General features: G+C 61.6%; 26 protein-coding genes and 1 tRNA gene. 10 read left to right on the forward strand and 17 right to left on the reverse strand.

Annotated elements, in window-relative coordinates; all coding sequences use genetic code 11:
* Positions 1-4: 4 nt before the first annotated feature.
* The 7 genes from M727_RS0103460 to M727_RS0103490 all read right to left on the reverse strand — a co-directional run bounded on the left by M727_RS0103460 (position 5) and on the right by M727_RS0103490 (position 6,217).
* Entirely contained in the window at positions 5-979 is a 975-nt protein-coding gene (locus tag M727_RS0103460) for a complex I NDUFA9 subunit family protein (protein WP_027151497.1), read from the reverse strand.
* Between the two features lie 117 nt (positions 980-1,096).
* Positions 1,097-1,549 (reverse strand): DoxX family protein, encoded by a 453-nt coding sequence (locus tag M727_RS0103465; protein WP_027151498.1) that lies wholly within the window; start codon positions 1,547-1,549, stop codon positions 1,097-1,099.
* A gap of 226 nt (positions 1,550-1,775) precedes the next feature.
* Entirely contained in the window at positions 1,776-2,777 is a 1,002-nt protein-coding gene (locus M727_RS0103470) for an Ldh family oxidoreductase (protein WP_027151499.1), read from the reverse strand.
* A 92-nt stretch (positions 2,778-2,869) separates the two neighbouring features.
* Positions 2,870-3,679: an ABC transporter permease gene (locus M727_RS0103475; protein ID WP_027151500.1), complete on the reverse strand. Its 810-nt coding sequence runs from the start codon at positions 3,677-3,679 to the stop codon at positions 2,870-2,872.
* A complete protein-coding gene (locus M727_RS0103480) occupies positions 3,679-4,401 on the reverse strand; it encodes an ABC transporter permease (RefSeq protein ID WP_245268430.1) in 723 nt (240 codons plus the stop codon). The genes M727_RS0103475 and M727_RS0103480 overlap by 1 nt, the downstream gene beginning before the upstream one ends.
* 159 nt (positions 4,402-4,560) lie before the next feature.
* A complete protein-coding gene (locus M727_RS0103485) occupies positions 4,561-5,355 on the reverse strand; it encodes a transporter substrate-binding domain-containing protein (protein ID WP_027151502.1) in 795 nt (264 codons plus the stop codon).
* Between the two features lie 49 nt (positions 5,356-5,404).
* Positions 5,405-6,217, reverse strand: a complete 813-nt coding sequence (locus M727_RS0103490; RefSeq protein WP_036261459.1) for an ABC transporter ATP-binding protein — start codon at positions 6,215-6,217, stop codon at positions 5,405-5,407.
* Positions 6,218-6,435: 218 nt separating this feature from the next.
* Between M727_RS0103490 and M727_RS0103495 the strand changes: the two genes are divergently transcribed.
* The 3 genes from M727_RS0103495 to M727_RS0103505 all read left to right on the forward strand — a co-directional run bounded on the left by M727_RS0103495 (position 6,436) and on the right by M727_RS0103505 (position 9,729).
* Positions 6,436-7,284: an arginine deiminase family protein gene (locus tag M727_RS0103495; protein ID WP_027151504.1), complete on the forward strand. Its 849-nt coding sequence runs from the start codon at positions 6,436-6,438 to the stop codon at positions 7,282-7,284.
* Entirely contained in the window at positions 7,281-8,861 is a 1,581-nt protein-coding gene (locus tag M727_RS0103500) for a 5-guanidino-2-oxopentanoate decarboxylase (RefSeq protein WP_027151505.1), read from the forward strand. The genes M727_RS0103495 and M727_RS0103500 overlap by 4 nt, the downstream gene beginning before the upstream one ends.
* 160 nt (positions 8,862-9,021) lie before the next feature.
* The gene (locus M727_RS0103505) at positions 9,022-9,729 is read left to right on the forward strand and encodes an SDR family NAD(P)-dependent oxidoreductase (RefSeq protein ID WP_027151506.1); all 708 of its coding nucleotides are present in this window, start codon (positions 9,022-9,024) and stop codon (positions 9,727-9,729) included.
* Between the two features lie 175 nt (positions 9,730-9,904).
* Here M727_RS0103505 and rpsA read toward each other — a convergent pair whose 3' ends face one another.
* From rpsA to aroA, 3 genes are all read right to left on the reverse strand, one after another.
* Entirely contained in the window at positions 9,905-11,602 is a 1,698-nt protein-coding gene (gene rpsA, locus M727_RS0103510) for a 30S ribosomal protein S1 (RefSeq protein WP_027151507.1), read from the reverse strand.
* 204 nt (positions 11,603-11,806) lie between these two features.
* Positions 11,807-12,457 (reverse strand): (d)CMP kinase, encoded by a 651-nt coding sequence (gene cmk / locus M727_RS0103515; protein ID WP_027151508.1) that lies wholly within the window; start codon positions 12,455-12,457, stop codon positions 11,807-11,809.
* A gap of 275 nt (positions 12,458-12,732) precedes the next feature.
* Positions 12,733-14,091: a 3-phosphoshikimate 1-carboxyvinyltransferase gene (aroA, locus tag M727_RS0103520; RefSeq protein WP_027151509.1), complete on the reverse strand. Its 1,359-nt coding sequence runs from the start codon at positions 14,089-14,091 to the stop codon at positions 12,733-12,735.
* A gap of 196 nt (positions 14,092-14,287) precedes the next feature.
* On the opposite strand from aroA, the gene M727_RS0103525 reads away from it, so the two are divergent.
* Together M727_RS0103525 and M727_RS0103530 are read left to right on the forward strand one after the other, a co-directional pair.
* Positions 14,288-14,674 (forward strand): TIGR02300 family protein, encoded by a 387-nt coding sequence (locus M727_RS0103525; protein WP_027151510.1) that lies wholly within the window; start codon positions 14,288-14,290, stop codon positions 14,672-14,674.
* Between the two features lie 170 nt (positions 14,675-14,844).
* Positions 14,845-14,920, forward strand: a tRNA-Ala gene (locus M727_RS0103530).
* Positions 14,921-15,224: 304 nt separating this feature from the next.
* Here M727_RS0103530 and M727_RS0103535 read toward each other — a convergent pair.
* The 3 genes from M727_RS0103535 to M727_RS0103560 all read right to left on the reverse strand — a co-directional run bounded on the left by M727_RS0103535 (position 15,225) and on the right by M727_RS0103560 (position 19,343).
* Positions 15,225-15,896, reverse strand: coding sequence for a Crp/Fnr family transcriptional regulator (locus M727_RS0103535; RefSeq protein WP_027151511.1), 672 nt, complete (start codon positions 15,894-15,896; stop codon positions 15,225-15,227).
* Positions 15,897-17,001: 1,105 nt separating this feature from the next.
* Positions 17,002-17,352, reverse strand: a complete 351-nt coding sequence (locus M727_RS0103550) for a hypothetical protein (protein WP_027151512.1) — start codon at positions 17,350-17,352, stop codon at positions 17,002-17,004.
* Positions 17,353-18,689: 1,337 nt separating this feature from the next.
* Positions 18,690-19,343 (reverse strand): Crp/Fnr family transcriptional regulator, encoded by a 654-nt coding sequence (locus tag M727_RS0103560; protein WP_236393467.1) that lies wholly within the window; start codon positions 19,341-19,343, stop codon positions 18,690-18,692.
* A gap of 534 nt (positions 19,344-19,877) precedes the next feature.
* Here M727_RS0103560 and M727_RS35750 point away from each other — a divergent pair.
* The 5 genes from M727_RS35750 to M727_RS0103590 all read left to right on the forward strand — a co-directional run bounded on the left by M727_RS35750 (position 19,878) and on the right by M727_RS0103590 (position 22,533).
* The gene (locus M727_RS35750) at positions 19,878-20,426 is read left to right on the forward strand and encodes a sigma-70 family RNA polymerase sigma factor (RefSeq protein ID WP_036261461.1); all 549 of its coding nucleotides are present in this window, start codon (positions 19,878-19,880) and stop codon (positions 20,424-20,426) included.
* A gap of 96 nt (positions 20,427-20,522) precedes the next feature.
* A complete protein-coding gene (locus tag M727_RS35755) occupies positions 20,523-21,431 on the forward strand; it encodes a hypothetical protein (RefSeq protein ID WP_036261465.1) in 909 nt (302 codons plus the stop codon).
* 475 nt (positions 21,432-21,906) lie between these two features.
* Positions 21,907-22,062, forward strand: coding sequence for a DUF3606 domain-containing protein (locus M727_RS35760; RefSeq protein ID WP_348627147.1), 156 nt, complete (start codon positions 21,907-21,909; stop codon positions 22,060-22,062).
* A gap of 31 nt (positions 22,063-22,093) precedes the next feature.
* Positions 22,094-22,279, forward strand: coding sequence for a hypothetical protein (locus M727_RS35765; RefSeq protein ID WP_036261381.1), 186 nt, complete (start codon positions 22,094-22,096; stop codon positions 22,277-22,279).
* A gap of 29 nt (positions 22,280-22,308) precedes the next feature.
* Positions 22,309-22,533, forward strand: a complete 225-nt coding sequence (locus tag M727_RS0103590) for a hypothetical protein (protein WP_027151515.1) — start codon at positions 22,309-22,311, stop codon at positions 22,531-22,533.
* Positions 22,534-22,765: 232 nt separating this feature from the next.
* Here the strand turns inward: M727_RS0103590 and M727_RS41335 are convergent, their stop codons facing one another.
* The 4 genes from M727_RS41335 to M727_RS0103610 all read right to left on the reverse strand — a co-directional run bounded on the left by M727_RS41335 (position 22,766) and on the right by M727_RS0103610 (position 25,569).
* On the reverse strand, positions 22,766-22,942 hold the full coding sequence (locus tag M727_RS41335) for a hypothetical protein (protein WP_156941475.1): 177 nt from the start codon (positions 22,940-22,942) through the stop codon (positions 22,766-22,768).
* A 124-nt stretch (positions 22,943-23,066) separates the two neighbouring features.
* The gene (locus M727_RS0103600; protein WP_027151516.1) at positions 23,067-23,342 is read right to left on the reverse strand and encodes a hypothetical protein; all 276 of its coding nucleotides are present in this window, start codon (positions 23,340-23,342) and stop codon (positions 23,067-23,069) included.
* 8 nt (positions 23,343-23,350) lie between these two features.
* Complete coding sequence (locus M727_RS0103605; protein ID WP_027151517.1) at positions 23,351-23,593, reverse strand: DUF982 domain-containing protein; 243 nt, start codon at positions 23,591-23,593, stop codon at positions 23,351-23,353.
* A gap of 623 nt (positions 23,594-24,216) precedes the next feature.
* Positions 24,217-25,569, reverse strand: coding sequence for a c-type cytochrome (locus tag M727_RS0103610; RefSeq protein ID WP_027151518.1), 1,353 nt, complete (start codon positions 25,567-25,569; stop codon positions 24,217-24,219).
* Positions 25,570-26,027: the final 458 nt, after the last annotated feature.

A 26,027-nucleotide genomic window follows, 5' to 3' on the forward strand; every position in this document is an offset into this window, starting at 1 on the left:
TTGGCTATTCCGCCGTCTTGCGCTGGAACTGGCCGGCGGGCCGGTAGCGCCAGAGATAGCTCGGCAGGATGCTGCCGATCGACTGTGGCTGGATATCGAGACCGGCGAGCGTCCGGTTTTCCCTGATGGCCGCTTCCGAGACGATGTTGTCCCCGCGCAGCTGCAGGACCTGATCCTTGGTCAGCAGCGGATTGGGCAAAAGCCCGAGGATCGATGCCTGCATGTTCGCCACCCACCACGGCACCGACACCAGGAACCGCTTGCGATCGATCATGGCAAGCATTTCCTGCATGCATTGCTTGAAGGTGAGCACCTGCGGTCCGCCAAGTTCATAGATCCGGCCACCCTGGACTTTGCCGTCGACCGAGCGCGCCACCGCTTCGGCGACATCGCCGACATAGACCGGCTGGAATTTGGTCCGCCCGCCGCCGATCAGAGGCAGGACCGGCGAATAGCGCGCCATGCTGGCGAAGCGGTTGAAGAAGCTGTCCTCCGGGCCGAAATTGATCGAGGGCCGCAAGATGACCGCATCCTCGATCGTCTCCAGGACCGCTTTTTCACCGAGCGCCTTGGTGCGCGCATACTCGGATTGCGCGTTCAGATCGGCGCCCAGCGCTGAGATATGGGTGAGCCCGGCGCCGACGGCGCGCGCCGCTTCGGCGATCGCGCGTGCGCCGAACTCGTGGACGGGCGTGAACTTCTGCCGGCCGCTTTCATGCAGGATGGCTACCAAATTGACGACATGGTCGGCGCCCTGCACGGCGCGGGCGACCGACCAGCGCACGCGAATATTGGCCTGCACCGGCTGGATCTGGCCGACATTGCCGAGCGGTTGCAGATGGCCGGCGAGATCGGGCCGGCGGCAGGCGACCCTGATGCGATAGCCGCGCCGGGCCAGCGCCCGCACCACATGGCGGCCGACAAAGCCGGAGCCGCCGAACACGACGACGAGCTTTGGGGTCTGCAGGATTTCGGTCATGGCTGGCTCCGGCGCGCTTTCCAGATCTACTGGGCTTGGCTGAAGCCGTTCATAATCCGTTTCGCGCCGAAGGCAAAGGGCGATCCTTTGTCGCCGTTTGCCGCGGTGTCGGCTGGTTCAGAACGCCTTGCCGATACGCGCGTCGACCGATTGGCGGTTGCCGCCGCGGATCACGAAGAAGAACAGGATCGCCCCCCACAGCAGCGATTTTTCGGCACCCGAAAAGCCCTCGCCCAGGGTGACCCAGTGGAACCAGACGGTGACCAGAAGCACGAACATTCCGGCGAACGCGGCCGGGCGGGTCAAGAGACCGATGGCGATGAAAATGCCGCCGAAGAACTCGGTGCAGGCCAGCAGCACCGACCAGAACGCGCCAGGATAGAAGCCGAGGCCTTCGACCATCTCGGCGGCGCCAAGCGGGTCGATGATCTTGCCAGAGCCATGGATGGTGAGGAAGATGCCGGCCACGGCGCGCAGGATGGTTTCAGAGGTAGTGTTCAGCGCCGCATAGAGGCTGCCAAGGGCCGGAACGACAAGATTGGTGCTGGGATTGTGGGTGCTTGCGGCCATTGGGGTTCCTCTTCTGCTGCTCCGCGCAAACAGCCGCCACCCCAGCCAAAGTCAAATGAACAAAAGTTGACCGGGAAATGCATGTTACTGGTCAGATGCGGGAGAGCGCGGAAAAACCCAGCCGACGCGAGGGTTTCCGGCTGTTTCCGAAACGTGGTTCGACGAGGCAGCCTGGGCGTAACGGCAAGTACGCCCGCTGTCGACGATCCGAAAGGTGTGGCCGTCTTCAGGAAGAATACCGGGCGGCGAATTGGGAGATGCGCTGCACCACGGCTTTCGGAGCCGTTATGCCCCGTGCCGCTGCCTTCTCCGCCGCTTCGGCCCGGGCACGGCCGGGGACATGCACGCCGTAGCGGCGGCGCAACCGGTCGAGTTGATCTTTCATGCGCTTCTCGAAATTTGGATCGAGCAGCTTGGGTTCCACGGCCAGCACGAAGAGGCCGGTTCCGGGACTGTCCGGTCCGCCACTGAACCATGGCGCATCGAGCGACCAGTTGGCGCCCGACAGGCCCGCCGCCAGCACTTCGACCATCAGTGCGATGTTGGCGCCGCGCTGGCCGCCGAAGGCAAGCATCGCGCCTTTCATGGCGGCGGCGGGATCGGTGGTCGGGTTGCCGCTCGCGTCCAGTGCCCAGCCTTCTGGAATTCTCTTGCCGTCCTCGGCCGCCTTGCGGATGTTGACAAAGGCGGTGGCGCTCGACGACTGGTCGATCACCAGCGGCGCTCCGTCGGCGGCGGGCGCGGCGAAGGACATCGGGTTGGTGCAATAGACCGGCTTGACCGAGCCGGAGCCGGCAAGCACGGCCGGTCCATTGGTCGCGGCGAAGGACACCAGCCCCTGCGCGGCCAGCCGTCCGGTGAAATAGCCGAGCGCGCCGCATGTATAGGCGTTCTTCTGCGAAAAGATGGCAACGCCGAACAGGCGCGCCGCCTTGGCGAGATCGTCGATGGTGCGGTCGAAGCCGGTATGCGCCAGACCGCCGCGCGCGTCGGAGAGATAGATCGCCAAAGCCGGCCTGGTGATGACCGGCTCGGCCTTGCCATCGATGCGGCCGGCCTCCAGCGCTTCGAGATAGTCGATGAAATGCGACAGTCCGACCGTCGACAGACCTTCTGCCTCGGCCGCCACGACGGAGGCTGCAAGCGACTGCGCCGCTTCCTCATTGGCGCCGGCGCCGAGCGCCGCCATCCGGCACAGCCCTGTCGCCTGGTCGAGACTGAGTTGCATCTTTAGCTGCCATGAAGCTCTAGCGAGTAGCGAATAGGGAGTAGAGGAAACCAGCGAACTATTCGCTATTCGCTACTCCTATTCGCGCCTCACTAACCAATCTTGTTCGGGATCCGCGCCTCGATCTTGCCGAGTGCGAAGACCAGGATGCCGGTGATCGCCATATAGATCAACGCCAGGAGCAGCAAGGGTTCATAGGTGAGGAAAGTGCTCTGCCGCACCTTTGACGAGACGGCGAATATGTCGATCACGCTGATGGTCGCCACCAGCGGCGTCGATTTCAGTTGCAGCACGGTTTCGCCGGTCAGCGTCGGCAGCGCCCGGTAGAAGGCTTGTGGCAGCCAGACCCGCCGCAGGATCTTCCAGCGGCTCATGCCGAAGGCGCGCGCCGCTTCCAACTGCCCTTTCGGCACCCCGGCAAAGGCACCCCGCATGACTTCCCCCTCGTAACCGGCGAAGGACAAGGTCAGCGCCAGGACGCCGTAGGGCCAGGCCTGCCTGAGATACGGCCACATCCAGGACTCGCGTACCCATGGGTACTGCGGAAACAGCGAGCCGAGCCCATAATAGAGCAGCCAGAGCTGCAGCAGCAGCGGCGTTCCTCTGATGACGGTGCAGAAGGCCCTTGCAGGCGCCGCGAGCCAGAACGGGCCGGCAGCCTGCGCCAGCCCGAGCGGCACGGCGAGCAGGAAGCCCAGTGTGCAGGTGACGGCGAGGATCCAGAGCGTACGCCAGAGGCCGACAAGCGCCATTTCGTAATATTGCGGCAGCCAGTCCCAGCGCATGAAAAAAGCGGCCGCGAAAACCAGCGCCAGTCCAGTTACAATCAGCACGATTCGGTGCGGCTGCAACCACAGCGACGCGCGGGCGGCTACGTTGACGATGGTCGCTTCGACAGCCATCAACGCGCCTCCTTGAGCGAGCGCATGCCGCGCCGAGCCCAGACCTCGATGCGGCCGATGATCAGATTGGAGACCAGCGTCAACAGAAGATAGATCACGCCCGCTGCGAGGAAGAAGGTAAGATAGGCTTTGGTCACGCCCGCCGCTTGCCGCGTCGCCAATGTCAGTTCGAAGAAGCCGACGACCGCCAGCAGGGCGGTGTCCTTGGTGGCGATCAGCCAGAGATTGGCAAGGCCCGGTATGGCGAAAGGCAGCATCGCCGGCAGCGTGATGCGTCGCAGCAGCAGGCTGGGAGACATGCCATAGGCGCGCGCGGCTTCGATCTGTCCCTGCGGGATGGCAAGGATCGCGCCGCGCATCACCTCGGTCGAATAAGCGCCCTGGACGAAGCCGAGCACGGCAATGCCGGCCACCAGCCCGCTGATATCGATGCGCTGATATCCCATTGCCGTCAGCAACTGGTTGATCAAATCGGTGCCGGCATAATAGAGCAGCAGGATCAGCACCAACTCCGGCACGGCGCGGACGATCGTCGTATAGACTGCCAGCAGATCGCGCACCACAGGCCCGCTATAGAGCTTGCCATACGCACCGCAAATGCCGATGACGAGGCCGAGACCGAACGCACCGGCAGCGATCTCGACCGAGTGGAGCAGTCCGACCAGAAGCGTTCCGCCCCAGCCGGGTGGCGTCGGCGAAAGCAGTTCGATGATGCGGGCCACAGAGGCCGGAAGAAATGCGTCGATCAGCGTCGCCCCCGAATTGCTGGCGCCAAAACCACCGGCGATGCCGTCAGCGGAAAGCTTGCATAGGTAGAGTTCGACGAAGCCACACGGCGCGCTGTCTGCGCCGCGTGGTTGTTCGCTCGGGGATGCACGCCGTCAGTTCGACTGTGGGTCGGCGCCATAGATGTCGAAATCGAAGTATTTCTTCGAAATCTCGTCATATTTGCCGTTGGCGCGGATCGCCTTGATGCCGGCGTTGATCTTCTCCTTCAACTCGGTGTCCTCCTTGCGGACACCGGCGCCGACGCCGGGCCCGAGGATCGCCAGATCCGGCGCGACCGTGCCCTTCAGATCGCAGCATTGCTTGCCCTGATCCGATTTCAGGAAGGCATCGAGCGCGATGGAATCGGCCTGCACGGCATCGACACGGCCGGCGGCAAGATCCTGATTGGCTTCGTCCTGGGTCTGATATTCCTTGATTTCCGCGGCTTCGGTGAAGTGCTTCTTGACGTAGTCGGCATGCACGGTCGAAACTTGCACGCCGATGATCTTGCCCTTGAGATCTTCCGGGGCAGCGCCGAACTTCTGGTCCTTCGGTCCGATAATGGCTGTCGGGGTGTTGTAATATTTGTCGGAGAAGTCGATCGTCTTCTTGCGCTCGTCGGTGATCGACATGGAACTGGCGATGACGTCGATCTTCTTGGTCGTCAGCGCCGGGATGATTCCGTCCCAGGCGACGGGGGTGATGACGCAATCGAGTTTCTGCTCGGCGCAGACCGCGTCGATGAATTCGATCTCCCAGCCAACCCATTTGCCGGAAGCATCCGGCGAGGTGAACGGCGGATAGGGTTCGGCAGCGACGCCGATCTTGACCGGCTCGGCCTTTGCCATGCTCATCGCGGCGACGCCGAGCAGAAGTGCTGCGGCAAATGTTTTCAGAACGGTCTTCATGCCAAAAACTCCCAGTTTGTTGTTGTTCCCGTTTTTCGTCCGCCTCGGCTTAACCGATGTTGCGGATGAATTGCTTCAGCCTTTCGGATTTCGGTGCGCCGAAGATCTGCTCCGGCGGCCCTTCTTCCTCGACCAGCCCGTTGTAGAGGTAGACGACATGCGTCGCGACCTCGCGGGCGAACTTCATCTCATGGGTGACCAGCACCATGGTGCGGCCTTCGCGCGCCAGGTCGCCGATCACCTTCAGCACCTCGCCGATCAGTTCCGGGTCGAGCGCCGAGGTCGGCTCGTCGAACAGCATGACGCGCGGATTGATGGCCAGCGCCCGGGCGATGGCCGCACGCTGCTGCTGGCCGCCTGACAGATAGGCCGGATAGACATCGCGCTTTTCGGCCAGGCCGACGCGGGCAAGCAGCTTTTCCGCCTCGGCGATGGCCACATCGCGCTTGACGCCCAGAACATGCACCGGAACCTCGATGACGTTCTCGATCAGCGTCATGTGGCTCCACAGATTGAAATTCTGGAAGACCATGCCGAGCTTGGAGCGGATGCGCTCGATCTGCTTGCGGTCGGCGGGAACGGTGTGGCCGTGACTGTCGGCCTTCATCCGGATCTCCTCGCCATTGACGCGAACGATCCCGCTGGTCGGGTTCTCTAGGCAATTGATGCAGCGCAGCAGGGTCGATTTTCCCGAGCCGCTGCCGCCAATGATGGCGATGACCTCGCCGTCGCGCGCCGACAGCGAAACGCCTTTCAGCACATGCAGTTCGCCGAATCGTTTATGCAGGTTCTCGACATGGATGGCTTCGGCGGCGTCGTTCTGCGCCGTGTACTTCAGGGCGGGGGCGGTGCCTTGTGCTATCACCTTTGCGGTGCCTCACGAAGTGGCCGGACCCGTCGCTGCTGGAATTTTTTACCCATTACCATCACTGGACAGACTTCTCATTCTCAAGATGTACCGTTCCGCTTGCCTCCGTCAACCATGCTTTTTGGACCATTGATCACTGCTCGCTGAGTGGCTATTGGCTGGATGGGATGGTTCAGGAGCACTTGGTGGGTAAAGCATACGGGTCGCAGTCCATGGCCGGGCCCCTGCAGCGCGTGCTGATGCGGTCCGCCGCAAGCGCCATGGCCCGCGCCAAAGCATCGGAATGGCACTATGGCGCGGGGTTCGATCCGCAAAAGGCCGCCGCCCAGCATGAGGCGCTGACGACGCTGGTTCTGGCATCCGGCGCCGGGATCGAATGGCTGACCGACGCCGATGACGGGCTTGCCGATTCGGTCTTCACGCATGATCCTTCGTTGATGACCGACCACGGCGCCATCATCCTTGCCATGGGCAAGGCGCTGCGCCGGGCCGAGCCCGGCCTGCACGAGGCTGCCTACAAGCGCATGGGCGTGCCTATCCTCGGCCGCATCGAGCCTCCCGGACAGGTCGAGGGCGGCGATTGCGTCTGGGTGGATTCACGGACCCTGGCCGTCGGCCGCGCCGTGCGCACCAATCAGGACGGCATCCAGCAACTCGCCAACCTGCTCACCCCCAAGGGTATCCAGGTCTATGGCTACGACCTGCCGCTCTGGCATGGCGAGGACGCCTGCCTGCATCTGATGTCGGTGATCAGTCCGCTCGCCGACGATCTGGCGCTGGTCTATGCGCCGCTTTTGCCGGCTGCCTTCTACCAGATGCTGCGGGCGCGAGGCATTCGCCTGGTCGAAGGCGACGCCGGGGAATTCTTCGCCTCCAACGGCCTCAGCCTCAATGTGCTGCCGACCGCGCCGCGCGAGGTGATCGCCGTTGCCGGCTTCCCGAAGACGGCGGCGGCCATGGCGGCCGCCGGCTGCAGGGTTTCAACCTTCGAGGCGGACGCGCTGTGCATCGCCTGCGAGGGCGGACCGACCTGCCTCACACGTCCGGTGCTCAGGCAATGACGACAGTCGGCGAAGCGCTCATCACTTTGCTCGAAGCCCATGATGTCGACACGGTCTTCGGCATTCCGGGTGTGCATACAGTCGAACTCTATCGCGGCTTGGCGCGCTCGAAGATTCGCCACGTCACCCCGCGTCATGAACAGGGCGCCGGGTTCATGGCCGACGGCTATGCGCGCGCCGGCGGCAGGCCCGGCATCGCCTTCGTCATCACCGGGCCGGGGCTGACAAACACCATCACCGCCATGGGCCAGGCGCGTGCCGATTCGGTTCCGATGTTGGTGATCTCGGGCGTCAACGCCACGCCGACACTGGGCAAGGGCCTTGGCCATCTGCACGAACTGCCCGACCAGCGCGGCATGATGGAAAAGGTCGCGCTGTTTTCGCACCGTGTCACCGACGCCGACGAACTGCCGGGCGTTCTTGCCCGCGCTTTCGCCCTGTTTTCGTCGTCGCGTCCGGGCCCGGTCCATATCGAGATCCCGACCGATGTCATGGTCAAGCCGGCCAACGGCATCGCCGCCTTGCTGACGAATGTCGCGCCGCCCGAGCCGGATCCGGCGGCGATAGCAGAGGCGGCAAAACTTTGCGCGGCTGCCCGCCGCCCGCTGATCCTTGCCGGCGGCGGCGCCAAGAGAGCCGAAGCGCCGTTACAGCGCCTTGCCGAAAGCCTGGGAGCGCCGGTTGTCCAGACGGCCAATGCCCGCGGCCTGCTGCACCGCCATCCGCTCGGCGTGCCGGCCAGCCCCAGTCTGAAGGCGGTGCGTGCATTGATGGCCGAGGCCGATCTGGTCATTGCCGCCGGCACCGAATTCGGCCCGACCGACTACGACGGATATGGCGACGGTGGCTTTGTCCTGCCGTCCAATCTGATCCGCATCGACATCGGCGCCGACCAGCTTGCCCGCCGGCCCGCCCGGATTTCGATCCAGGCCGATTGCGGCGCGGCACTCGAGGCGCTGCTTGTCGCGATTGGTACGGGCCAGCCGCCAGCGGGCGACGGTCAGACTCGCGCCGCTGCGACAAGGCAATCAGCCTTTGCCGAAATGGCCCCGGCCCTCCAGGCGCAAACCCGCGCCGTCGAGAAGATCCGCGATGCATTGCCAGGCTCGATCATCGTCGGCGATTCGACCCAGCCGGTCTATGCCGCCAACCTCTATTACGATCACGACCGTCCGGGCGGCTGGTTCAACGCCGCCACCGGCTTCGGCGCGCTGGGCTATGGTCCGCCGGCGGCGATCGGCGCGGCCCTTGCCGTGCCTGATGGGCCGGTCGTCTGTCTCACCGGTGACGGTGGTTTCCAGTTCACGCTGCCGGAGCTTGGCGCCGCGCTCGACGCTGCGGCGCCGGTGATCTTCGTCGTCTGGAACAATCTCGGCTATCGCGAAATCGAAACCTCGATGCTTGATGTCGGCGTGGAGCCAGTCGGCGTCTCGCCGGCACCGCCGGATTTCTGCAAGCTGGCCGAAGCCTATGGCATCGCCGCCGAGCGGCTCGCCGGCATCGGTCATCTGGCAGACGCACTCAAGCGCGCGCGGGCGACCGGACTGCCGTATGTCATCGAGATCACCGTCGATTGAGTGCTGTGGCCAGCGTCTGCCTGGGGATGCGATCCGCGTCGGATGGCCGCCGGCTTGACGCTCGCAAACGACGCTGCGTCATCGAGATTTCTGTTGAGTGATCGCGCGAAAGGCGCGACCTTCGGCGGCGGTGCGTGGCATAAGAGTGACTGGAGCGAAGATGACGGATACACTGGACGGCAGGCATGTTGTGGTGACCGGCGGCACCGGAGCGCTCGGTGGCGCGGTTGTCGGCAAACTGCTGGAGCAGGGCGCGATCTGCCATGTGCCGAACGCCCATGCCGCCGCGCCCGCGCATTTTCCTTTCCCGGCACATGAGCGCGTCAGGCTGGCGCACAATGTCGATCTCGCCGACCCCGCCAAGGTCGATGCGTTCTACGCCAGCGTTACCGATTTGTGGGCATCGATCCATCTGGCCGGCGGCTTCACCGCCGCGCCGGTCGAGAAGATCGAGCCCGCGTCCTTTGCCGAAATGATGGACACCAACGCCCGCACCACCTTCCTGTGCTGCCGCGCGGCGATCCGCTCGATGCTGGAATCTTCCGTGTCGGGCCGCATCGTCAATGTCACGGCGCGCGCCGGGCTCGACCTGCGGCGCGGTTCCGGCATGGTCGCCTATGCCGCCAGCAAGGCGGCGGTCGCGGCAATGACGGTGGCGATGGCGGAAGAACTCAAGGGCAAAGGCATTCTGGTCAACGCGGTCGCGCCTTCGACCCTCGACACGCCGGCCACCCGGGCTGACATGCCGGCCGCCGATTTCGGCAAATGGGTTAGCCTCGAAGCGGCGGCGGAGGCCATTGCCTACCTCGCTTCGCCGGCCAATCTGGCGATGAGCGGCACGCTGGTGCCGCTTTACGGCAGGGCCTGATTTATCTCTTTGTTTTAGAGCGGACCCACAATCGGTTCCCACTCATGGGTCAGGCCCGAGGACAGGTTTTTGGGTCCGATCCCTATGACTATGACCACGGTCAAAACAAAAACCCCGCCGGAGCGATCCGGCGGGGTTTGTTTACAGGCCGCGCGCGAGGCGTGGCGTTGTAGAGTTAGCTGCCCTGCTTCTTCAGCGCGGCACCCAGGATGTCGCCCAGCGAAGCGCCGGAGTCGGTCGAGCCGTATTGGGCAACCGCTTCCTTCTCTTCGGCGATCTCCAGCGCCTTGATTGAGACCTGCAACTTGCGGGTCTTCTTGTCGAAGGCGATGACGCGGGCGTCGACCTTCTGGCCGACCGTGAAGCGCTCGGGGCGCTGCTCGTCGCGGTCACGGCTGAGGTCGGAGCGCTTGATGAAGGTCTCGATGCCGCTGTCGACCAGCCGCACTTCCAGGCCGCCATCCTTGACGCCGGTGACCTCGCAGGTGACGACCGCGTTCTTGCGCAGTTCGCCCGAAGTCGCCGCCTCGCCGGCCGTGTCCTTGGCCAGCTGCTTGATGCCGAGCGAGATGCGCTCCTTGTCGATGTCGACGTCGAGCACCTGCGCCTTGACGATGTCGCCGCGATTGTACTCCTCGATCACCTGCTCGCCCGGACGGGTCCAGTCGAGGTCGGAAAGATGGACCATGCCGTCGACATCGCCTTCGAGGCCGATGAACAGGCCGAACTCGGTCTTGTTCTTGACCTCGCCCTCGACCTGGCTGCCGACCGGATGGCTGCTGGCGAAAGCCTGCCACGGGTTCTCGAGCGTCTGCTTGAGGCCGAGCGAGATGCGGCGCTTGGCCGGATCGACCTCGAGCACCACCACGTCGACTTCCTGCGTCGTCGACAGGATCTTGCCGGGATGCACGTTCTTCTTCGTCCACGACATTTCCGAAACGTGGATAAGACCCTCGATACCCGGCTCCAGCTCGACGAACGCGCCGTAGTCGGTGATGTTGGTGACGGTGCCCTTGATCTTCTTGCCGATCGGGAATTTCGTTCCGATCTCGGACCACGGATCGCTCTCGAGCTGCTTCATGCCGAGCGAGATGCGGTGGGTTTCCTGGTTGATGCGGATGATCTGCACCTTGACCGTCTGGCCGATGTTGAGGATTTCGGTCGGATGGTTGACGCGGCGCCATGCCATATCGGTGACATGCAACAGGCCGTCGATGCCGCCGAGGTCGACGAACGCACCATAGTCGGTGATGTTCTTGACGACGCCTTCGACCACCTGGCCCTCTTCGAGGTTCTGCACGATTTCCGAACGCTGTTCGGCGCGGCTCTCCTCGAGCACGGTGCGGCGCGACACCACGATGTTGCCGCGGCGGCGATCCATCTTGAGGATCTCGAAAGGCTGCGGATTGTGCATCAGCGGCGAGACGTCGCGGATCGGACGGATGTCGACCTGGCTGCGCGGCAGGAAGGCCACGGCGCCGTCGAGATCGACGGTGAAGCCGCCCTTGACCTGGTTGAAGATGACGCCTTCGACGCGCTCGCCCTTGGTGAACTTCTCTTCGAGACGGACCCAGCTCTCTTCGCGGCGGGCCTTCTCACGCGAAAGCATCGCTTCGCCAAGCGCGTTCTCGATGCGCTCGACATAGACCTCGACCGTGTCGCCGACCTTAAGCGTCGAATCCTTGCCCTTGACGCCGAATTCCTTCAGCGGCACGCGACCTTCGACCTTGAGGCCGACGTCGATGATTGCCATGTCCTTTTCGATCGCAGTGATCGTGCCCTTGACGACTTGGCCTTCGCCGGAATGGCCGGCGGAAAAAGATTCTTCGAGCAGGCTCGCGAAATCATCGCGAGTGGGATTTGCAACTGACATAGTTTCTCCTGGAATGCCCCGCATCTCAAGCGGGGCGGGCGCCGTGGGTTAGCGTTGCGTTGGCCTGCCGGCGTTCCGGGCCTCAAAAAAGCCCTTGGCCGCCTAAGCGGCAATTCCGGCGCATGAAGAATGCTGGCAGGCTGGTTCGTGCCCGATATGGGTATCTTTTCGCCGCCGGCAATCGGCAACGGCAGGAAACCCGGCTCAGGCTTTGTTTCTCTTGGCCAGAACGTCGTCGATGATCGCCTTGGCCGCCAGGAACGCGGCTTCTATAGCCATTTCCGACGTGTCGAGCAAGTGCGCGTCGGCGGCCGGCTTCAGCGGCGAGTCGGCGCGACCCATGTCGCGCTCGTCGCGGCGCAGGATATCGGCGAGGATATCGTCGAAATCGGCGGTGCCGCCGATGCTCTCGATCTCGGCCAGCCTGCGTTGTGCCCGCACCTCGGCGCTCGCCGTCACATAGAGTTTTATGTCGGCGTCGGGACAGACCACGGTGCCAATGTCGCGGCCGTCGAGCACGGCGCCCGGCGGCGCCTTGGCGAATTCGCGCTGCTTTTCGACCAGTATGCGCCGCACCGAAGGGATGACAGCCACTTTCGAAGCCGCTTCGCCGACCGCATGCGCCGTCAGCACCGACCGGTCGAGCTTGGCCAGGTCGACCTGCCGGGCAGCGGTCTCGGCGGCCGAGACATTGTCGAGCGGCAGGCCGAGCCGAAGCAGCGCATGGGCCACCGCGCGATAGGTGAGGCCGGTGTCGAGCAGGTTCAGCCGGTAATGGTCGGCCAGACGCCGGGCAAGTGTTCCCTTGCCGGCGCCTGCCGGCCCGTCGATGGCGATGGTGAAGGTCGAAGTCATTCGCCGCCCACCGTAACCGAAAATTGCAATGATCCAGACAGGCGTGGCGATCCTTCTCGCCCCCCTCTGTCCTGCCGGACATCTCCCCCACTTGGGGGGAGATCGGCCGTCATCGCGGCTTTCGCCAATTGTCTAAGTTGCAGGATTGAGCGGAGCGGCCAAGTCGCCAATCTCCCCCCTTGTGGGGGAGATGTCCGGCAGGACAGAGGGGGGCGCTGTCCCGCCGCCGTTCCAATTTGGTCCCACGCTCCAAGGCTATTGATTGCCATCAACTGTCACTCGATCTCCGCCCCCAGCCCCTTCATAAGCCCCATGAACTCCGGAAAGCTGGTCGCGATCATCGCCTGGTCGTCGATGGTGACAGGCTTTTCCGTTGCCAGTCCCATGACCAGAAAGCTCATGGCAATGCGGTGGTCGAGATGGGTCTGGACGATGGTGCTCTTTCCGTTCGGATGTTGGCCAAGCCCCTTGCCGCCGGGTTTTCCACGCACGGCCAGTGTGGCTTCGCCCTCGGTACAGTCGACGCCGTTGAGCTTCAGCCCTTCGGCGACCGCCGACAGCCGGTCCGATTCCTTCACCCGCAGCTCTTCCAGTCCCTGCATCAGCGTCTCGCCCTCGGCAAAGCTCGCCGCGACAGCAAGCACCGGATATTCATCGATCATCGTCGGCGCCCGTTCGGGCGGCACGGTGACGCCCTTCAGCTCGGAATAGCGCACGCGCAGATCGGCGACATCCTCGCCGCCTTCATTGCGCGGCTCGAGAACGTCGATCCGGGCGCCCATTTCCTGTAGCGTCAACAAAAGACCGGTGCGGGTCGGGTTCATCAGCACGTTTTCGATTGTAATGTCCGAGCCCGGCACGATCAGCGCCGCCACCAGCGGGAATCCGGCCGATGACGGGTCGCCCGGCACAGCGATTGTCTGGCCGGTGAGCTTGCCCTGGCCCTCGATGAAGATGTGGCGCACGCCGCGCTCGTCGGTCTCGACCGACAGATTGGCGCCGAATCCCTGCAGCATCTTTTCGGTATGGTCGCGCGTCATCACCGGCTCGATGACGGTGGTGATGCCGGGCGTGTTCAGCCCGGCGAGCAGCACCGCCGACTTCACCTGGGCCGAGGCCATCGGCACGCGGTAGGTGATCGGCGCGGCGTGTTTGGGGCCGCGCAGCGTGATCGGCATGCGGTCGCCGGGCGTCGCCTTCAGCACCTGCACGCCCATCTGGCGCAGCGGCTCGAGCACGCGGCCCATCGGCCGGCCGGACAGCGAGGCGTCGCCGATGAAGGTCGTCTCCATATCGTAGGTGCCGACCAGGCCCATGGTGAGGCGCGAACCGGTGCCGGCGTTGCCGAAATCGAGCGGGCCTTCCGGCTGCAGCAGCGCGCCGTTGCCGGTGCCGCGGATCACCCATTCAGCGCCGCGCTTCTCTATATGCGCGCCCATTGCCTTCATAGCGGCGCCCGTGCGCATCACGTCCTCGCCTTCCAGCAGGCCGGTGATGCGGGTTTCGCCGGAGGCGAGGCCGCCGAACATCAACGAGCGGTGCGAGATCGACTTGTCGCCGGGCACCCGTGCTGTGCCTGAAAGCGCTGGCGATTTGCGGGCGGTGGCCGGTTTCGGGGCGGCAGTATGCGACATGGGTTTTCCTTGGGTGAAAAACGCCGGTGGCCGGCCTTTTTCTTCTGGTTTGCGCGGTCTCGTATCACGGCGGGCGGAAATGGTCATCCCCTTGCAAGAGGTCGCTCAACGCGGGGATTTGTGACGCTGGCTTTAGGCTTTGACAGCGCCGTAAACTGTGGTTATGGGGACCAAACTTTCATCGACGAGGCTTGCTGTGGCAAAACCCGAACTTGGCACCAAACGCATCGACCCCGAGACGGGTCAAAAATTCTACGATCTGAACAAGGATCCGATCGTCTCGCCCTATACCGGCAAGAACTATCCCCGCTCTTATTTCGAGGAAGGCAAGATTGCCGCCCTTGAGGAGGAAGAGGAAGTTGCCGAGAAGGAAGTCGACGCCGAGGAGGAAGAGGGCGTCGAGGTCGTCTCGCTCGAAGAGGCGGACGAGGATGCGAAGCCCGACGATCTTCCCGATCTCGGCGATGACGAGGACGATGTGGACCTCGGCGACGACGACGATACCTTCCTCGCCGACGAAGAGGAAGAGGACGACGATGTCGCCGACATGATCGGCGTCGGCGACGACGACGACGAAGTCTGATCCGGCCTCTCGCACAGCGCCCGCCGACTTTCGCGGGTTCTTGATAAAAAGCGGCTCTTAAAGGCTTGATATTGACGGAAGGCGGGGTTAGAAGCCGCCTGCACTAACGGCGCGGTCTCAACCCGCGCCGGATCTCTTCGCCGGCAACGGCGCCGGTTGACTGCCGGAGTGGGGCCATAGCTCAGTTGGGAGAGCGCTTGAATGGCATTCAAGAGGTCGTCGGTTCGATTCCGATTGGCTCCACCAAATGTTCCACAGTGTTTTTAACTAGTTAACCTCCAGCCCTTCGGGGCCATCTTCCCTTGCAGGCTCTCTGGGCACCGCCGGGGCACCGCCAGACGCTTTCTCGACCTAAAAAAATGCTTTGCCCGGTGGCCGAGTGGTTTAAGGCAAAGGTCTTGAAATTTGAGCTTCGCAAGTCGCTCACCGATTCATCCCCGGAACGGGTTGCGGTCTGTTTTTGGTTGGCACAGCAGGTCCGCGGGTACGCGTCAGGCCTGTCGCATGAAATGTGCGGTATCGCCCCCCCCGCCGCAGCGACAGCCTTCCGTTATTCCTTCTTGTCGACCAGCGCCCGTAGTGCCGAGACGTCATGCAGCAACAACCGGCTGCCGTGCTTTTCGATCAGCCCTCTCTTGGCGAGGTCGCTCATTTCGCGCGAGACCGCCTCCCTGTGCGTGCTCATCGTTCCCGCCAGCTCGGAGTGCGTCGGTGCCGGGCTTATGGACACCTCGCCGTCCACGGGTGCGGCTTTCTCCGCCCGATGCAGGAGTTCGACGATCAGCCGTTTTCGCACGACCAGAGTGCTGTATTCGAATACCCGCTCGGTCATGCGCCGGAGCTGGGCAGACAGATGCTCAAGCAGCATCCAGGCGAAAGTCGGATGGGTCATCACGATATCCCGGAATGCTGTGCCGGACAGCCGTGCAGCGCGGGTTGCCTCCAGCGCGACGACGCTAGCAGAGCGTGCAATCCCGTCAATGCCTCCGAGCTCCCCGAAAATGTCACCCGGTTCGACATCGCGATACGCTATCTCCCTGCCGTCCGCTGAAACCAGTGTCACGCGAGCCCGTCCTTCCAGCAGGAAGTAGACTTCGCGACCAGTGTCGCCGTGGGAAATGATCAGCTCGTTGTGTCGATAGCTGCGCTCGTGCCACCGTTTGGTCAGCGCGGCGAGGTCGGCATCGCAAAGTCTTGAGATGAAGGCCGGAGAGCCTGTCACAACAGCCTCTTGTTCAATCAGGTGTACTTCATCTTACTCCCTATCCAAGGAAATTTGATGGCCGCAGGCCCCGCTTTCCGGAAAGCAAAACTGGGAGCGGATTTTTCCAATGTTTTCCCCGGTGTGGGAATTCCCACAGCCGAGCCTGGTCCGACTGGCATATGCTTGTTTGCAACATCCAGGCCCGCCGGCTCGTGTTCAAGCAGGCGAAGGGAAAGGGAACGGTCATGAAATTCTTGGCTCCCTTCACAAAACTTGCTGCGGCGTTTCGCAAATTCGCCGCGCGGCGCTACCGGCCGGAGCTTTATTATATGCGTGGCCCGGGGCCAGCCACCGCCCGCCGTGCGGGCACGCCACAGCAAAACCGGTCCATCGACCACTACGCGTAACCTGCTTCGCGGACGGCTGGCGCTCTTGCCCGGAGTGCCAGCCGCGCCGTTCCGTACCGGTCAATTCAGATCAGTGAAGGGACGATCTGATCATGGTTGCAATTCATGCTGTCGCGGTTGGTCCATTTCGCAGGTGGTTACGCCTCCACGCCGAGCGAAAGGCTCTGTTATCGGCAACGGACCAGTTGAGCCGTTTACCCGATGGCGTCCTTGGCGACATCGGCATCTCTCGTGACGAAATCATGTGCGCTTTGCAAAGCCGCGCCACCCGCCCTGCGGAGGCAGGTGCGGCCAGCACGATCGAGCGCACCAGGATCGCTTCAGCCTCGATCCACTCGTTTAGTTTGCGGTCCAACTCGTCGAGCAATGATCGATGCTCCGGGGGATGTCCTGGTCTACCGGCATGTTCAGCAAGTGGCGAAGGTGGTGGCGGTTCGTATCCGTTGTGATCCACTGACGGATAAGGCGGGCCATGGCCTGCTGCCGCGCTTTGTCGAGTTCTTCCATGGCACAGGCCTGCGTGAGTGGCAGAGAAACGAACTCTCGTGGTGCCTGGAGGTTCCTCAGCAGGGCCGGAATGTTTGGTAGAAATTTGTGAGCGCCTGATCGGATAACTGGCTCGCGCGCAAAAGCCCCGTGCCCCCTCAGGCAACCTAGTTCCGGGAACCGAACGGGCGATCCGGTACATGGTAGGCGAAGGGGTCGGTGAGCGGGCGCTATAGAAAATACGAACCGGCCAGCGCGTACCCTGCCCAGGCCAACATTGAGAGCAGACACAGGACTAGGAGCCAAGGAACCCCGGACGGTTGGTTGTCGAGGGCGGCGTTGGCTTCTTCCTTTTTTTCGACCAGATTGTCGTCCCGCCCGCCTTTAGTGAGCACCATACCGGAGAGCCCATTTTTCCCATCGGTCTCTCTCGAAATCCTTGTCCGAATATCTGCACGGATCACCGGATCCTCGGGCAGGCGGCTCGCAAACCATTCAGGAAGATTGTCGCCATCGTTCTTGTCCATGGCGCCAACAATGTTTTCTGCCGCCTTATGTTCCAAGTTTATTAGGGCCTTCATTCTAGCGCCCGTCCTTTGCCTCGCGATGGCGCATCAGGGCCGAACCGATCGCGCAGCTTTACCAGATCGAGCGTGTCACGGTGGTGACACGGCGCATGATGGCAGTGCGCCGTCACCGTCATCTTCGCGTCGTTCAGAGATTGGAACGTCCGGGTTAGAAAGCCCGGCAGATGAAAACGATGGCTCTGTGCAAGACGGTGACGATGCAAAGGCCGGAGCGTTGTCGACCGCCTGCTGACACAAGCTCGGTACTATCCAAAGGCGGCGGACCCCAACCCGCCCGGCTGGCGCCCTATTCAAACAATCTACCCCGCCCTCCAAAGCGGCGCCGGCCATTCTTGCAAACTTGGATAGGCGCCTGTTCCGAACGTCGACCGCAAATGTTGGCGAGGCATATCTCTAGGTTATTATGTGTTTGACAGACCAGACTAGCGTTTTCGAGTTAGGAATCGGGCTTCCCGCATAAGTGACGGCCAGTCGGACCCCAGAAGAGCGATAAGGTCGCGAGCCTGCTCTTCGGTTATATTCGCCTCTCTGACCAAGCGCCGGACGACAGCGTTGTCAGATGCGCTGGGTGTTCTGTCCTGCTCGTCAGTCACTTGCAGAGTCCACACTAGCGGGGGGTAACGCAACCATCCGGCTATAGTTCCGTCGCGAAATGACTCACTAATGTTCATCAACTCAGGTGCTACCGCTTATCTAAGCGGGAGACTGAAATGGCTCATCTGGTGAGCGAGTTGACACGACCACGAGCTACTTGCGCACGATCCATTCCAGCAAGTCAGGATCGACGTCATCGCTCCCGGTAAAGTCGCTGATCAAAAGCGCGGCTACCCGCGCGTCCACTGAGACACTACGCATTGACCTCTATAGCATGGCGCTCACCAGTCCCGGAATTACCCTCCCCAATAGGGGGTAATGGCCGCGATTACCACGCTATAGCAACGGGCGGTGTCTCAGTTTGAAATTTAGAAATCGTCGGTCAGCTTCGCGCAGCTCGCGCCTTGGCCGACATGGGACCAAGGGACGCTGGCAAAGCGAGCCGGGAACCAAGGGCCTCCTGCCAAGGGTGCAGCGGAGGCATGGCGATCTCCGTTAAAGGGCTCGCCGCAACGGAGAGGATTATATTCCTGAGATCTATGTGAAACGCAAGCGGGCCTGCCCATCAGACAGTTCCTCCGGGGTCTCCCAAGCGTGTGTCCGCAACCACTGGTGCGTCGGCCCATCGGCTTCTCGGCGATCGGCAGCGCCTGGTCACATGTTGCGGAAGCCGCTGTTCAGCTATGCGAAGCTAAAAGCAATCGATCTAGTGGTCGTGGCGAAAACTGCTCTCACCATTACCGAGGCTCTCGTATCAAGTTCAAGTAAGTCGGGTCAAAATCCGCCAACTCGCGAAGGCGATCGATATCGAGAACGGTCACCATTTTGCGATCCCATCTGATCAGCCCAGATGCGCGCAACTCCTGGATCATCCGGTTAACGTGTACGACTGATAAACCAACGATATCGGCAATGTCGGACTGCGTAACGGGTAGTTGGAAGCTTTGGCCACGGACAAGCCCCACAGTTTCCAGACGTGCGTAGAGCTCGCAGATCAAGTGAGCAAGGTGAGTATTGGACGGCCGGCGGCCGAGGCAGGTGACCCAGTTCCGCTCTATGGCGGCATCTATCACAGTAGAGAGCCACAGCAGACGACCGAGATGTGGCGACGCAGCGATTATGGCTTGGAGACTGGTATGGGGCACGAACGCAGCGATGCAATCCCCAAGCGACACGACGCTGTGGTCCATGACCTTTAGCAGCATCGAGTGCAGGTCAACGAAGTCGCCCGCTATATGAACTGCCGTAAGTTGGCGCTTGCCCTCCGAGACGTATTGCTGGCGGGCCGCAAAGCCGTTCAGGACAAGACAGCTTTCGGTTGGACGGGAGCTCTCCATCACAAGTTTCTCGCCAGCAGCAAACGTCCGGATTCGGAACGGCAGCTGCTCCAATAACCTCTTCTCTTCCTCGCTGATGTGGTCTCGGCGCTCGAGAGCCAGGATCAGCGCTGTGAAAGTGCCAGTCACAATATGCCGGGGGCACCGACGCCCCAGGGAGGTGGTTGGTCGCGTTGTGGCACAGCCTTCTCCTTCTGGTGCTTATGGTCGCTCATCGGGCGAGGAAACACCGATGATCAGACCAACCCCTTTTTAAGCGATTGCGGTTTGCTGGCCAATCCCCTTTGTCGGTCCGGGGCTCCGTTTCGTCCCACGCGCCGCGCCCATCAGGTCCGAATGTGCGGAACGGAGGTAACCCTCAACGGACAGCTAAATGCTTGATGAGGGCGTGTCGTCTCGCTCGCGAAGACGACCGCCAATAAGATTCGAAGCTGTCGTCCCGACCCGCACGATGCCGGAAAATTAGCATTTGTTAGTCTGCACGTAAGTAATTCCAAAACCGCGACGCCAATGTGGAACCGACCTTCTTTCGACGGGTTAGCGTGGGCTTATCAGACCGACCAAGCTTATTCGAACTCGGAGATAAACATGCCAACAGAGCGGAGCGAGTTTGTGACCCTCATCCCTGCCTTGCGGGCCTTCGCCCGCACGCTCTCTAGGGATGCCTACGATGCCGACGACCTGGTCCAGGAGACGCTGATGAAAGGTATCGCAAACATCAACCGCTTCCAGCCCGGGACCAATATGAAATCCTGGCTTTTCACCATAATGCGCAACACTTTCTATACGCGCATCAAAATGGCGAATCGCGAGGGACCCGGTCTGCTCGATTGCGCTTCGAGCCGGCCAGCGATCGCGGCGAGCCAGGAATGGTCGCTACGCAGCCAGGAGATGGCGCGGGCCATCGAAGCTTTGCCCGACGATCAGCGCCAGGTTATTGTTTTGATAGGCGTTCTCGGGACCAGTTACGACGATGCGGCAAGCATATGCGGCTGCGCCATCGGAACGATCAAGAGCCGCTTGAGCCGCGCGCGCCACCGGCTCCTAGCAACGTTTGGCGAAAAGGGTTTGGGCGATGCCGTAACCACCTCGGCCATCTCCGCCGCCGCCCTCCAGTTCGACGAGGCGCGCGTTTAGGAGTGACCCTTTCGATGCAGTCACCAGCAAGCCGAGGCAAATCATTCGAAGCGCTGGTCCCCCAGTAACTCGCCGCGACATTCAAGGAGAACAATGATGAGCGCCGCAATTTCCAACTCCGACCAAGGGGAAAATTTGGCATCCTCGACCGCCAGTGATGACGCTCACACGATCTTGCTGAACAAAGTTAGCTGGGGCGCCATTTTCGCCGGGGTGGTCGTCGCTCTCGTGGTCCAAGTCCTGCTGACTTTGCTGGGTGCGGGTATCGGCATCGCCACGCTCGATCCCGGGACCGGTGACAATCCCGAGGCATCGACCTTCTCGATTGTAGCTGGTATCTGGTATGTCCTGTCCGGCATTGTTGCTGCGTTTGTTGGCGGCTACATCGCTGCTCGGATGTCCGGCAAGACGCTCCCGACCACGGGCGCCTTCCATGGTCTGACAACGTGGGCACTCACAACCTTGCTGGTCTTATATTTCCTCACCAGCACCGTCGGCATGATTGTTGGCGGAGCTTTCAGTGGCATCGCAAGTGCCGTCGGCGGCTTGAGCGAGACTGCAGCGCAGACTGCGGCCCCGATTGTCGCAGAGGCCAATCCTCTCCAAGCTATTGAAGCTCAGGTGCGCTCGACCGGAACAGATCCGGAAGCCCTTAACAATGCGGCCATTAACGCGATGCGCGCTCTCATCATGGGCAACGAGGGGGATGCGAACGCAGCGCGTCAAAACGCGGCACAAGCACTGGCGACGGCGCGCGGCATCCCTCTCGAACAAGCCACGCAGCAGGTGGCGCAGATGGAACAACAATATCACCAAGCCGTCGAGCAGGCGAAGCAACAAGCGGCGGAAGCCGCAGATACCGCTGCTTCGGTCGCATCGACCGGCGCGCTTCTGGCATTCGTCTCCCTTGTGCTTGGCGCGATTGCTGGTTGGTTTGGCGGCCGTTCCGGGGTGGTTCACCCAGTCTTTGCAGACCGTCTCATACCTTCGCGGCGCGGTTTGTAACGTAACGAGCAGCGGGGTGCGATTCATCGGATCGATGCAGTCGGCGCCTTCAATATTTCGAAGTTCCACCTGCCGGCCGAACCGAAAGCTAGGACGCGCGGTTAGCGCGGCCGGCGTCGGACGCCGTTATGGCGACTGGACCCATTACTACGAACGCTCGACGGCAAATGTCGGCGCGTCATCTCCAAAATGCGAACGCCACCGTCCTCGATGATAATTTGCGAGCGGTAGCCGTCGAACTTGACCTCGTGGGACCACGCGTCGCCCTGGGGCGGCTTGGCAACCAAGGTAGGCATCATCGGCGGAATGAATTCGAGCCGGCCGGCGCCGGTACTTACAATTTTACGCACCCGTTCGATTCTAGGCGGCCGGCTTACATCAGCCAGTGAACGGAACGTGATTCCGCAGGGCTGCAGCAACAAAATCCCGTTTCCGACGTTGCCACCGATTCGAAACTCATCGGGAGAGCGGCGACATGGCCGACGATAAGAGCAAGCGAGACTTTCGCGATCCCAATCGCGTGTCCGCCGACGAAGATTACGAATTGGAATATTTCGCTCGCGAGAATGGCGTGACGACGAGCAGGTCCGCGAACTCATCGAAGCCAACGGCAACGATCGTGAAGCCCTGATAGAAGCCGCGAGGGTATTGCGGGAGCGGAAATGAGATATCGGACCAACAACGAAGGCACGGGATTTCGAGGCGAGGACCACGACCAGCCAATCAAGCCCGAGGCGGAGCATTTCGAGCATTGCCCCGTTTATGGACAGGACTTCGACAAGCGCGATCTTGGCCAGGTGCTTCATCATGCCGAGCCGGAGCACCAGCCGCTGCCGGTAGAACAGTAGACCCTCCTATTTGGTCAGGGAGAGGGCATATGGGTCTGGTTTTTACTGGCGAAGAGGGAATCACTGAGCGGTTCGAGTTGTTGCTTGAAGCCTTTGATGGAACAGAGCGTGTCCTCGTCGTGACATCGACCGAAGCGATCGAAGACTTCGGCTTGGATGCCGTCCGTGAAATGGCATCTAAAAAAAACGATGCAGGGCAGTTGGACGAGATGGGCCGCGTTAGAGTTCTGACTAGCGACCTGCAAGGTAGATAGCCCGCCACCGTGAGGCAGCGTGGCTTGTTCCATGGCGAGGTCGACCATGAAGGAAATCAGCTCCCTCAGGGCGCTGCTGCCTGTAAGTTAAATGAGAGAAGGAAACTCAAGCACGCCATAGAAAGTACCAACGTGCGATGGCGTACCCTACCAAGCCCAACATTGAGAGCACATACAGAACCAGGAAAAACGGAACCACGGACGGTTGGCTGTCGAGGGCGGCGTCAGCTTCTTATTCCTCAACCAGATTGCGATCCCGCCCGGCCTTCGTGACCGCCAAACCGTCCGGCCCAATTTTACCGTCGATCTCTCTTGAAATTCTTTTCTTGATATCGGCTAGGATCACTGGATCCTCGGGCAGGTTGCCCCGAAACCCCTCAGGAAGATTGTCGCCATCGTTCTTGTCCATGGCGCCAACAATGTTCTCTGCCTCACTTATGTTCCAAGTTTCTAATGTAAAATTTTGACCAAGAGCCGGTCCAACGGCGCCGGGAAGGGAAAGCGCGGCTGTCGGGGAACAACACAACCAACCCTCAACCAGCCACCCAGACAAGCAGTGCGACGCCGATGGCGTAGGGAATCAGAACAACCGCCAACGCGACCCAAAAGCCTGGATCTGCCAAAGCGGCCATTTCGCTGAGAAGTTGCTTCATGCCGAGGCAGAGGGTCCACGCCTTGTGCCAGCAAGGCCCTCTCCGGGTCCACCTTTTGAGCTGCTTAAGGGCTGCCCTCGCATTGTTGCAGCCATGCCTGACACCGTTCGTTTCAGACTTCACGAACACCGGAGGGACGAACCAAAGAGTTGCCATGGCACCTCCTACTCAGGCGAGAGATACACGCTCGCCTCCTTGGCCGCCGCCTCAAAGGCTTCACGGACCTCTTGGGGGGACACTCTGCCCTCGAACGCGTCAACGCATGATTGGACCGCTTTCGTCCACCTCGGCCCCTTTGTGTCCCACGCCATGAGTTCCTCGGCGGCTCCCTCGACGTGGCTGACCCCATGGCGAATGCCCGGACGTTTCGCCTTCACGTAGACCGGGGGAGACCAAAGGAGACTCATGAGGAGTAAATTAGGGGATGCTCACATGTTTGGTAGAGGCGGGATTACGCTGGCGGCTCGACCGATTTCTCTGACCAGCATCATTTCCGGTCATGCCAGTCGCTTACCGTCCCAACGGTTGTCTGGAACATTAGCAGCCACTAACTGTTGACTGGGCCTATCCCCCGCAAGCCCGCTGCAGTCCGGCCGGTGCTGATACCGAGTAGTCGCAATACCGGCACCGAATGTGTCCAAGCAAGGTTCAGGCTGGCAGCGGTTCGTAGAAACGGCACCAGCCGTCCGGGCTGATCTCACCAGCGACAATCTCGCATGCGTTCGGCTTAAGGAAATGCTTGCAGCCGCCGCAGCGGCGACCCTTGTTTGGAGAATCCTGATAAAGCGCAACAGGCTTCGGCGTCGTTCCCGCGCCTCGAGGCGTAGGCTGGCCCGTCATACAGGAAGCGAGTCCACCTGCACCGGCAATCGCCGCGCCGGTTATCGACACCCTCAGAAAATTCCGGCGAGACAGCGCTTGGCTTGGCTCACCTTGTGCCGACCCGCAATTTGGCGCACTTCGATCTTCTTTCATGACCTTTCCTCCCTATCCAAACTCAAAAGAAGCGCTGGCGCCGTCGAATGCCGGATCAGATCGATTTGAGGTACTCGATCAGATCACTCTTTTCCTGATCGGTCAGATCAAGGCGAAGATGGCCGTCATAATGCTTGACAACATCATTGAGGGTGGCGAACCGCCCGTCGTGGTAAAAGCCGCCTTTGTGGATCTTCTCGATGTCCCAAAGGGCTCGCAGCGATGCCGTCCGGTAACGCTCGTCTGGGGACCGCATCGCCTGGAAGTCGTCAATCCCTATCTCGTCGGCCGTATGCAGGTTCCAGCCCGGTTCCGTGAAGAGCGGCGGGACGTGGCAAGTGCCGCATTTGGCCTTATCGTTGAAAAGTGCCTCACCTTTTTCCGCGGCCGCGCTGTCGAAGGCGCCCTCCGGCGGTTTCGGTGTCGGCAGCGAGAGCTGATAGAAATGGAGCGCTGGCAACTTGGCTGTAATCCGGTCCTGCTTGTCCTGCTTGTGGCCCTGCTTCGTTCGTGCTGCGACCGGATACTTCTCGGCGTCATCAAGGCGCGGATCGTAAAACACGCCTTTCCCGTGCATTTCGAGATTGCCGACATACGCGTTCCAGTAGCTCACCGTGCCCCAGGCTCCGGTCCATGTGTGGTTGTTCACGCCGGCCAATCCGAATGCCGGCGGATTGAGCGTGGCGGCCGTCTTGCCGTCCGGCCGGAATGCCTTGCCGTCGAGGTTCAGTTCGGCATCGAATTTGCCAGGGCCCCATGCTTCCACCGCCTTCTTCACCTCGGCTTCGGATATTTGCAGCATTTCGGTGAACGCTGTGAGATCAGGCGCCAACGCGACGATCGCTCCGATATTGAGGTCGCGGTTGGGCCAGCCGTCCAGCCTATGCCCGATGCCCGGCGCATATGCATCGTCGACCGTCGAATGGCACACGGCACATTGTATGCCGACCGAGGTCAGCGTCTTTCCATCCTCGGCAAAAAAGCCGGTCACACCGACAACGGCGTTGGCCCTGAGTAGGACGAGCGTGCTGGCCGGGTCCGCGAGATCGACCTCGCCTTTGTTGAGCGCCTCGGCCACATCCGTGGGAATGGCGTTCACATCGACCTTCAGGCCGAGCTCAAGAGCCTTCTCGGGGCTGAGGCCAGGCCCCTTACCGCCCAGCTTTTCGCCCGCGACCGCTTCATGCAGCTTAAGCTTGCCGCCCCAAAAATCCTCGCTGCCGAAGGTGTCGAAGCGGAATGTCTCGCGGCCTTCCTCGAGATATCGCTTGGCCTGCTCGGCGGCAGCGTTGTCGAAATCCTTCCCGCTTGTTTTTCCTTTCGCGCTCATTTGAGCCGCGGCGGGGATCAAGGTTGAAGATAGGAAAAGAGCGAAAATTGTTGCTGTACTGTTGAAACGCAAGGGCATGTCACGTCCCTCCCAAAGACGATTGCCAGTCGGCGGTCATCTCGGGTTCGCGGGTTCTGACCGCGCGAAACGGAATGCAGCCGAATGAATATAAACGTTGCAGGCGATCAAAAAATTCCGTCACCCGGACCGCTGGGCGTCTCCAGTAACGGTTGGGATGAATTCAGACCATCCGATACCGCGCCCCAGCGTGCGCGGTCTTGTCCCGCAGAACGCGACGTCGACCCTGGCGACGAACCAGGAGCATATGAGAGCCATCTACCTGATTGCAGGTTCTTGGGCTCGCCGAGCACGTTGACGGGATCTTCTAACCCGCAGAGATGGGCTGCCGAAAACCCGAAGGGCATTTCTTCCAGAAGATCGGCCTGCGCATGGGCCGCGTTCCGAACGAAATCTTGCTCGTTGATGATACTCTTGCGAACGTCGCCGCGGCAGAAAATGCGGGCTGGAAAGCTGCT

Origin of the sequence: Mesorhizobium sp. WSM2561 (assembly GCF_000513915.1) — a bacterium.
Classification (GTDB): Bacteria; Pseudomonadota; Alphaproteobacteria; order Rhizobiales; family Rhizobiaceae; genus Mesorhizobium; species Mesorhizobium muleiense.

What these genes read in the sequence shown, in the direction of transcription:
- M727_RS0103460 (WP_027151497.1), bottom strand. Translation starts at nt 979, where the DNA reads ATGACCGAAATCCTGCAGACCCCAAAGCTCGTCGTCGTGTTCGGCGGC.
- M727_RS0103465 (WP_027151498.1), bottom strand. Translation starts at nt 1,549, where the DNA reads ATGGCCGCAAGCACCCACAATCCCAGCACCAATCTTGTCGTTCCGGCC.
- M727_RS0103470 (WP_027151499.1), bottom strand. Translation starts at nt 2,777, where the DNA reads ATGCAACTCAGTCTCGACCAGGCGACAGGGCTGTGCCGGATGGCGGCG.
- M727_RS0103475 (WP_027151500.1), bottom strand. Translation starts at nt 3,679, where the DNA reads ATGGCTGTCGAAGCGACCATCGTCAACGTAGCCGCCCGCGCGTCGCTG.
- M727_RS0103485 (WP_027151502.1), bottom strand. Translation starts at nt 5,355, where the DNA reads ATGAAGACCGTTCTGAAAACATTTGCCGCAGCACTTCTGCTCGGCGTC.
- M727_RS0103495 (WP_027151504.1), top strand. Translation starts at nt 6,436, where the DNA reads ATGGCCGGGCCCCTGCAGCGCGTGCTGATGCGGTCCGCCGCAAGCGCC.
- M727_RS0103500 (WP_027151505.1), top strand. Translation starts at nt 7,281, where the DNA reads ATGACGACAGTCGGCGAAGCGCTCATCACTTTGCTCGAAGCCCATGAT.
- M727_RS0103505 (WP_027151506.1), top strand. Translation starts at nt 9,022, where the DNA reads ATGACGGATACACTGGACGGCAGGCATGTTGTGGTGACCGGCGGCACC.
- rpsA (WP_027151507.1), bottom strand. Translation starts at nt 11,602, where the DNA reads ATGTCAGTTGCAAATCCCACTCGCGATGATTTCGCGAGCCTGCTCGAA.
- cmk (WP_027151508.1), bottom strand. Translation starts at nt 12,457, where the DNA reads ATGACTTCGACCTTCACCATCGCCATCGACGGGCCGGCAGGCGCCGGC.
- aroA (WP_027151509.1), bottom strand. Translation starts at nt 14,091, where the DNA reads ATGTCGCATACTGCCGCCCCGAAACCGGCCACCGCCCGCAAATCGCCA.
- M727_RS0103550 (WP_027151512.1), bottom strand. Translation starts at nt 17,352, where the DNA reads ATGAAGGCCCTAATAAACTTGGAACATAAGGCGGCAGAAAACATTGTT.
- M727_RS35750 (WP_036261461.1), top strand. Translation starts at nt 19,878, where the DNA reads ATGCCAACAGAGCGGAGCGAGTTTGTGACCCTCATCCCTGCCTTGCGG.
- M727_RS35755 (WP_036261465.1), top strand. Translation starts at nt 20,523, where the DNA reads ATGAGCGCCGCAATTTCCAACTCCGACCAAGGGGAAAATTTGGCATCC.
- M727_RS35760 (WP_348627147.1), top strand. Translation starts at nt 21,907, where the DNA reads ATGGCCGACGATAAGAGCAAGCGAGACTTTCGCGATCCCAATCGCGTG.
- M727_RS35765 (WP_036261381.1), top strand. Translation starts at nt 22,094, where the DNA reads ATGAGATATCGGACCAACAACGAAGGCACGGGATTTCGAGGCGAGGAC.
- M727_RS0103590 (WP_027151515.1), top strand. Translation starts at nt 22,309, where the DNA reads ATGGGTCTGGTTTTTACTGGCGAAGAGGGAATCACTGAGCGGTTCGAG.
- M727_RS41335 (WP_156941475.1), bottom strand. Translation starts at nt 22,942, where the DNA reads ATGGACAAGAACGATGGCGACAATCTTCCTGAGGGGTTTCGGGGCAAC.
- M727_RS0103600 (WP_027151516.1), bottom strand. Translation starts at nt 23,342, where the DNA reads ATGGCAACTCTTTGGTTCGTCCCTCCGGTGTTCGTGAAGTCTGAAACG.
- M727_RS0103605 (WP_027151517.1), bottom strand. Translation starts at nt 23,593, where the DNA reads ATGAGTCTCCTTTGGTCTCCCCCGGTCTACGTGAAGGCGAAACGTCCG.
- M727_RS0103610 (WP_027151518.1), bottom strand. Translation starts at nt 25,569, where the DNA reads ATGCCCTTGCGTTTCAACAGTACAGCAACAATTTTCGCTCTTTTCCTA.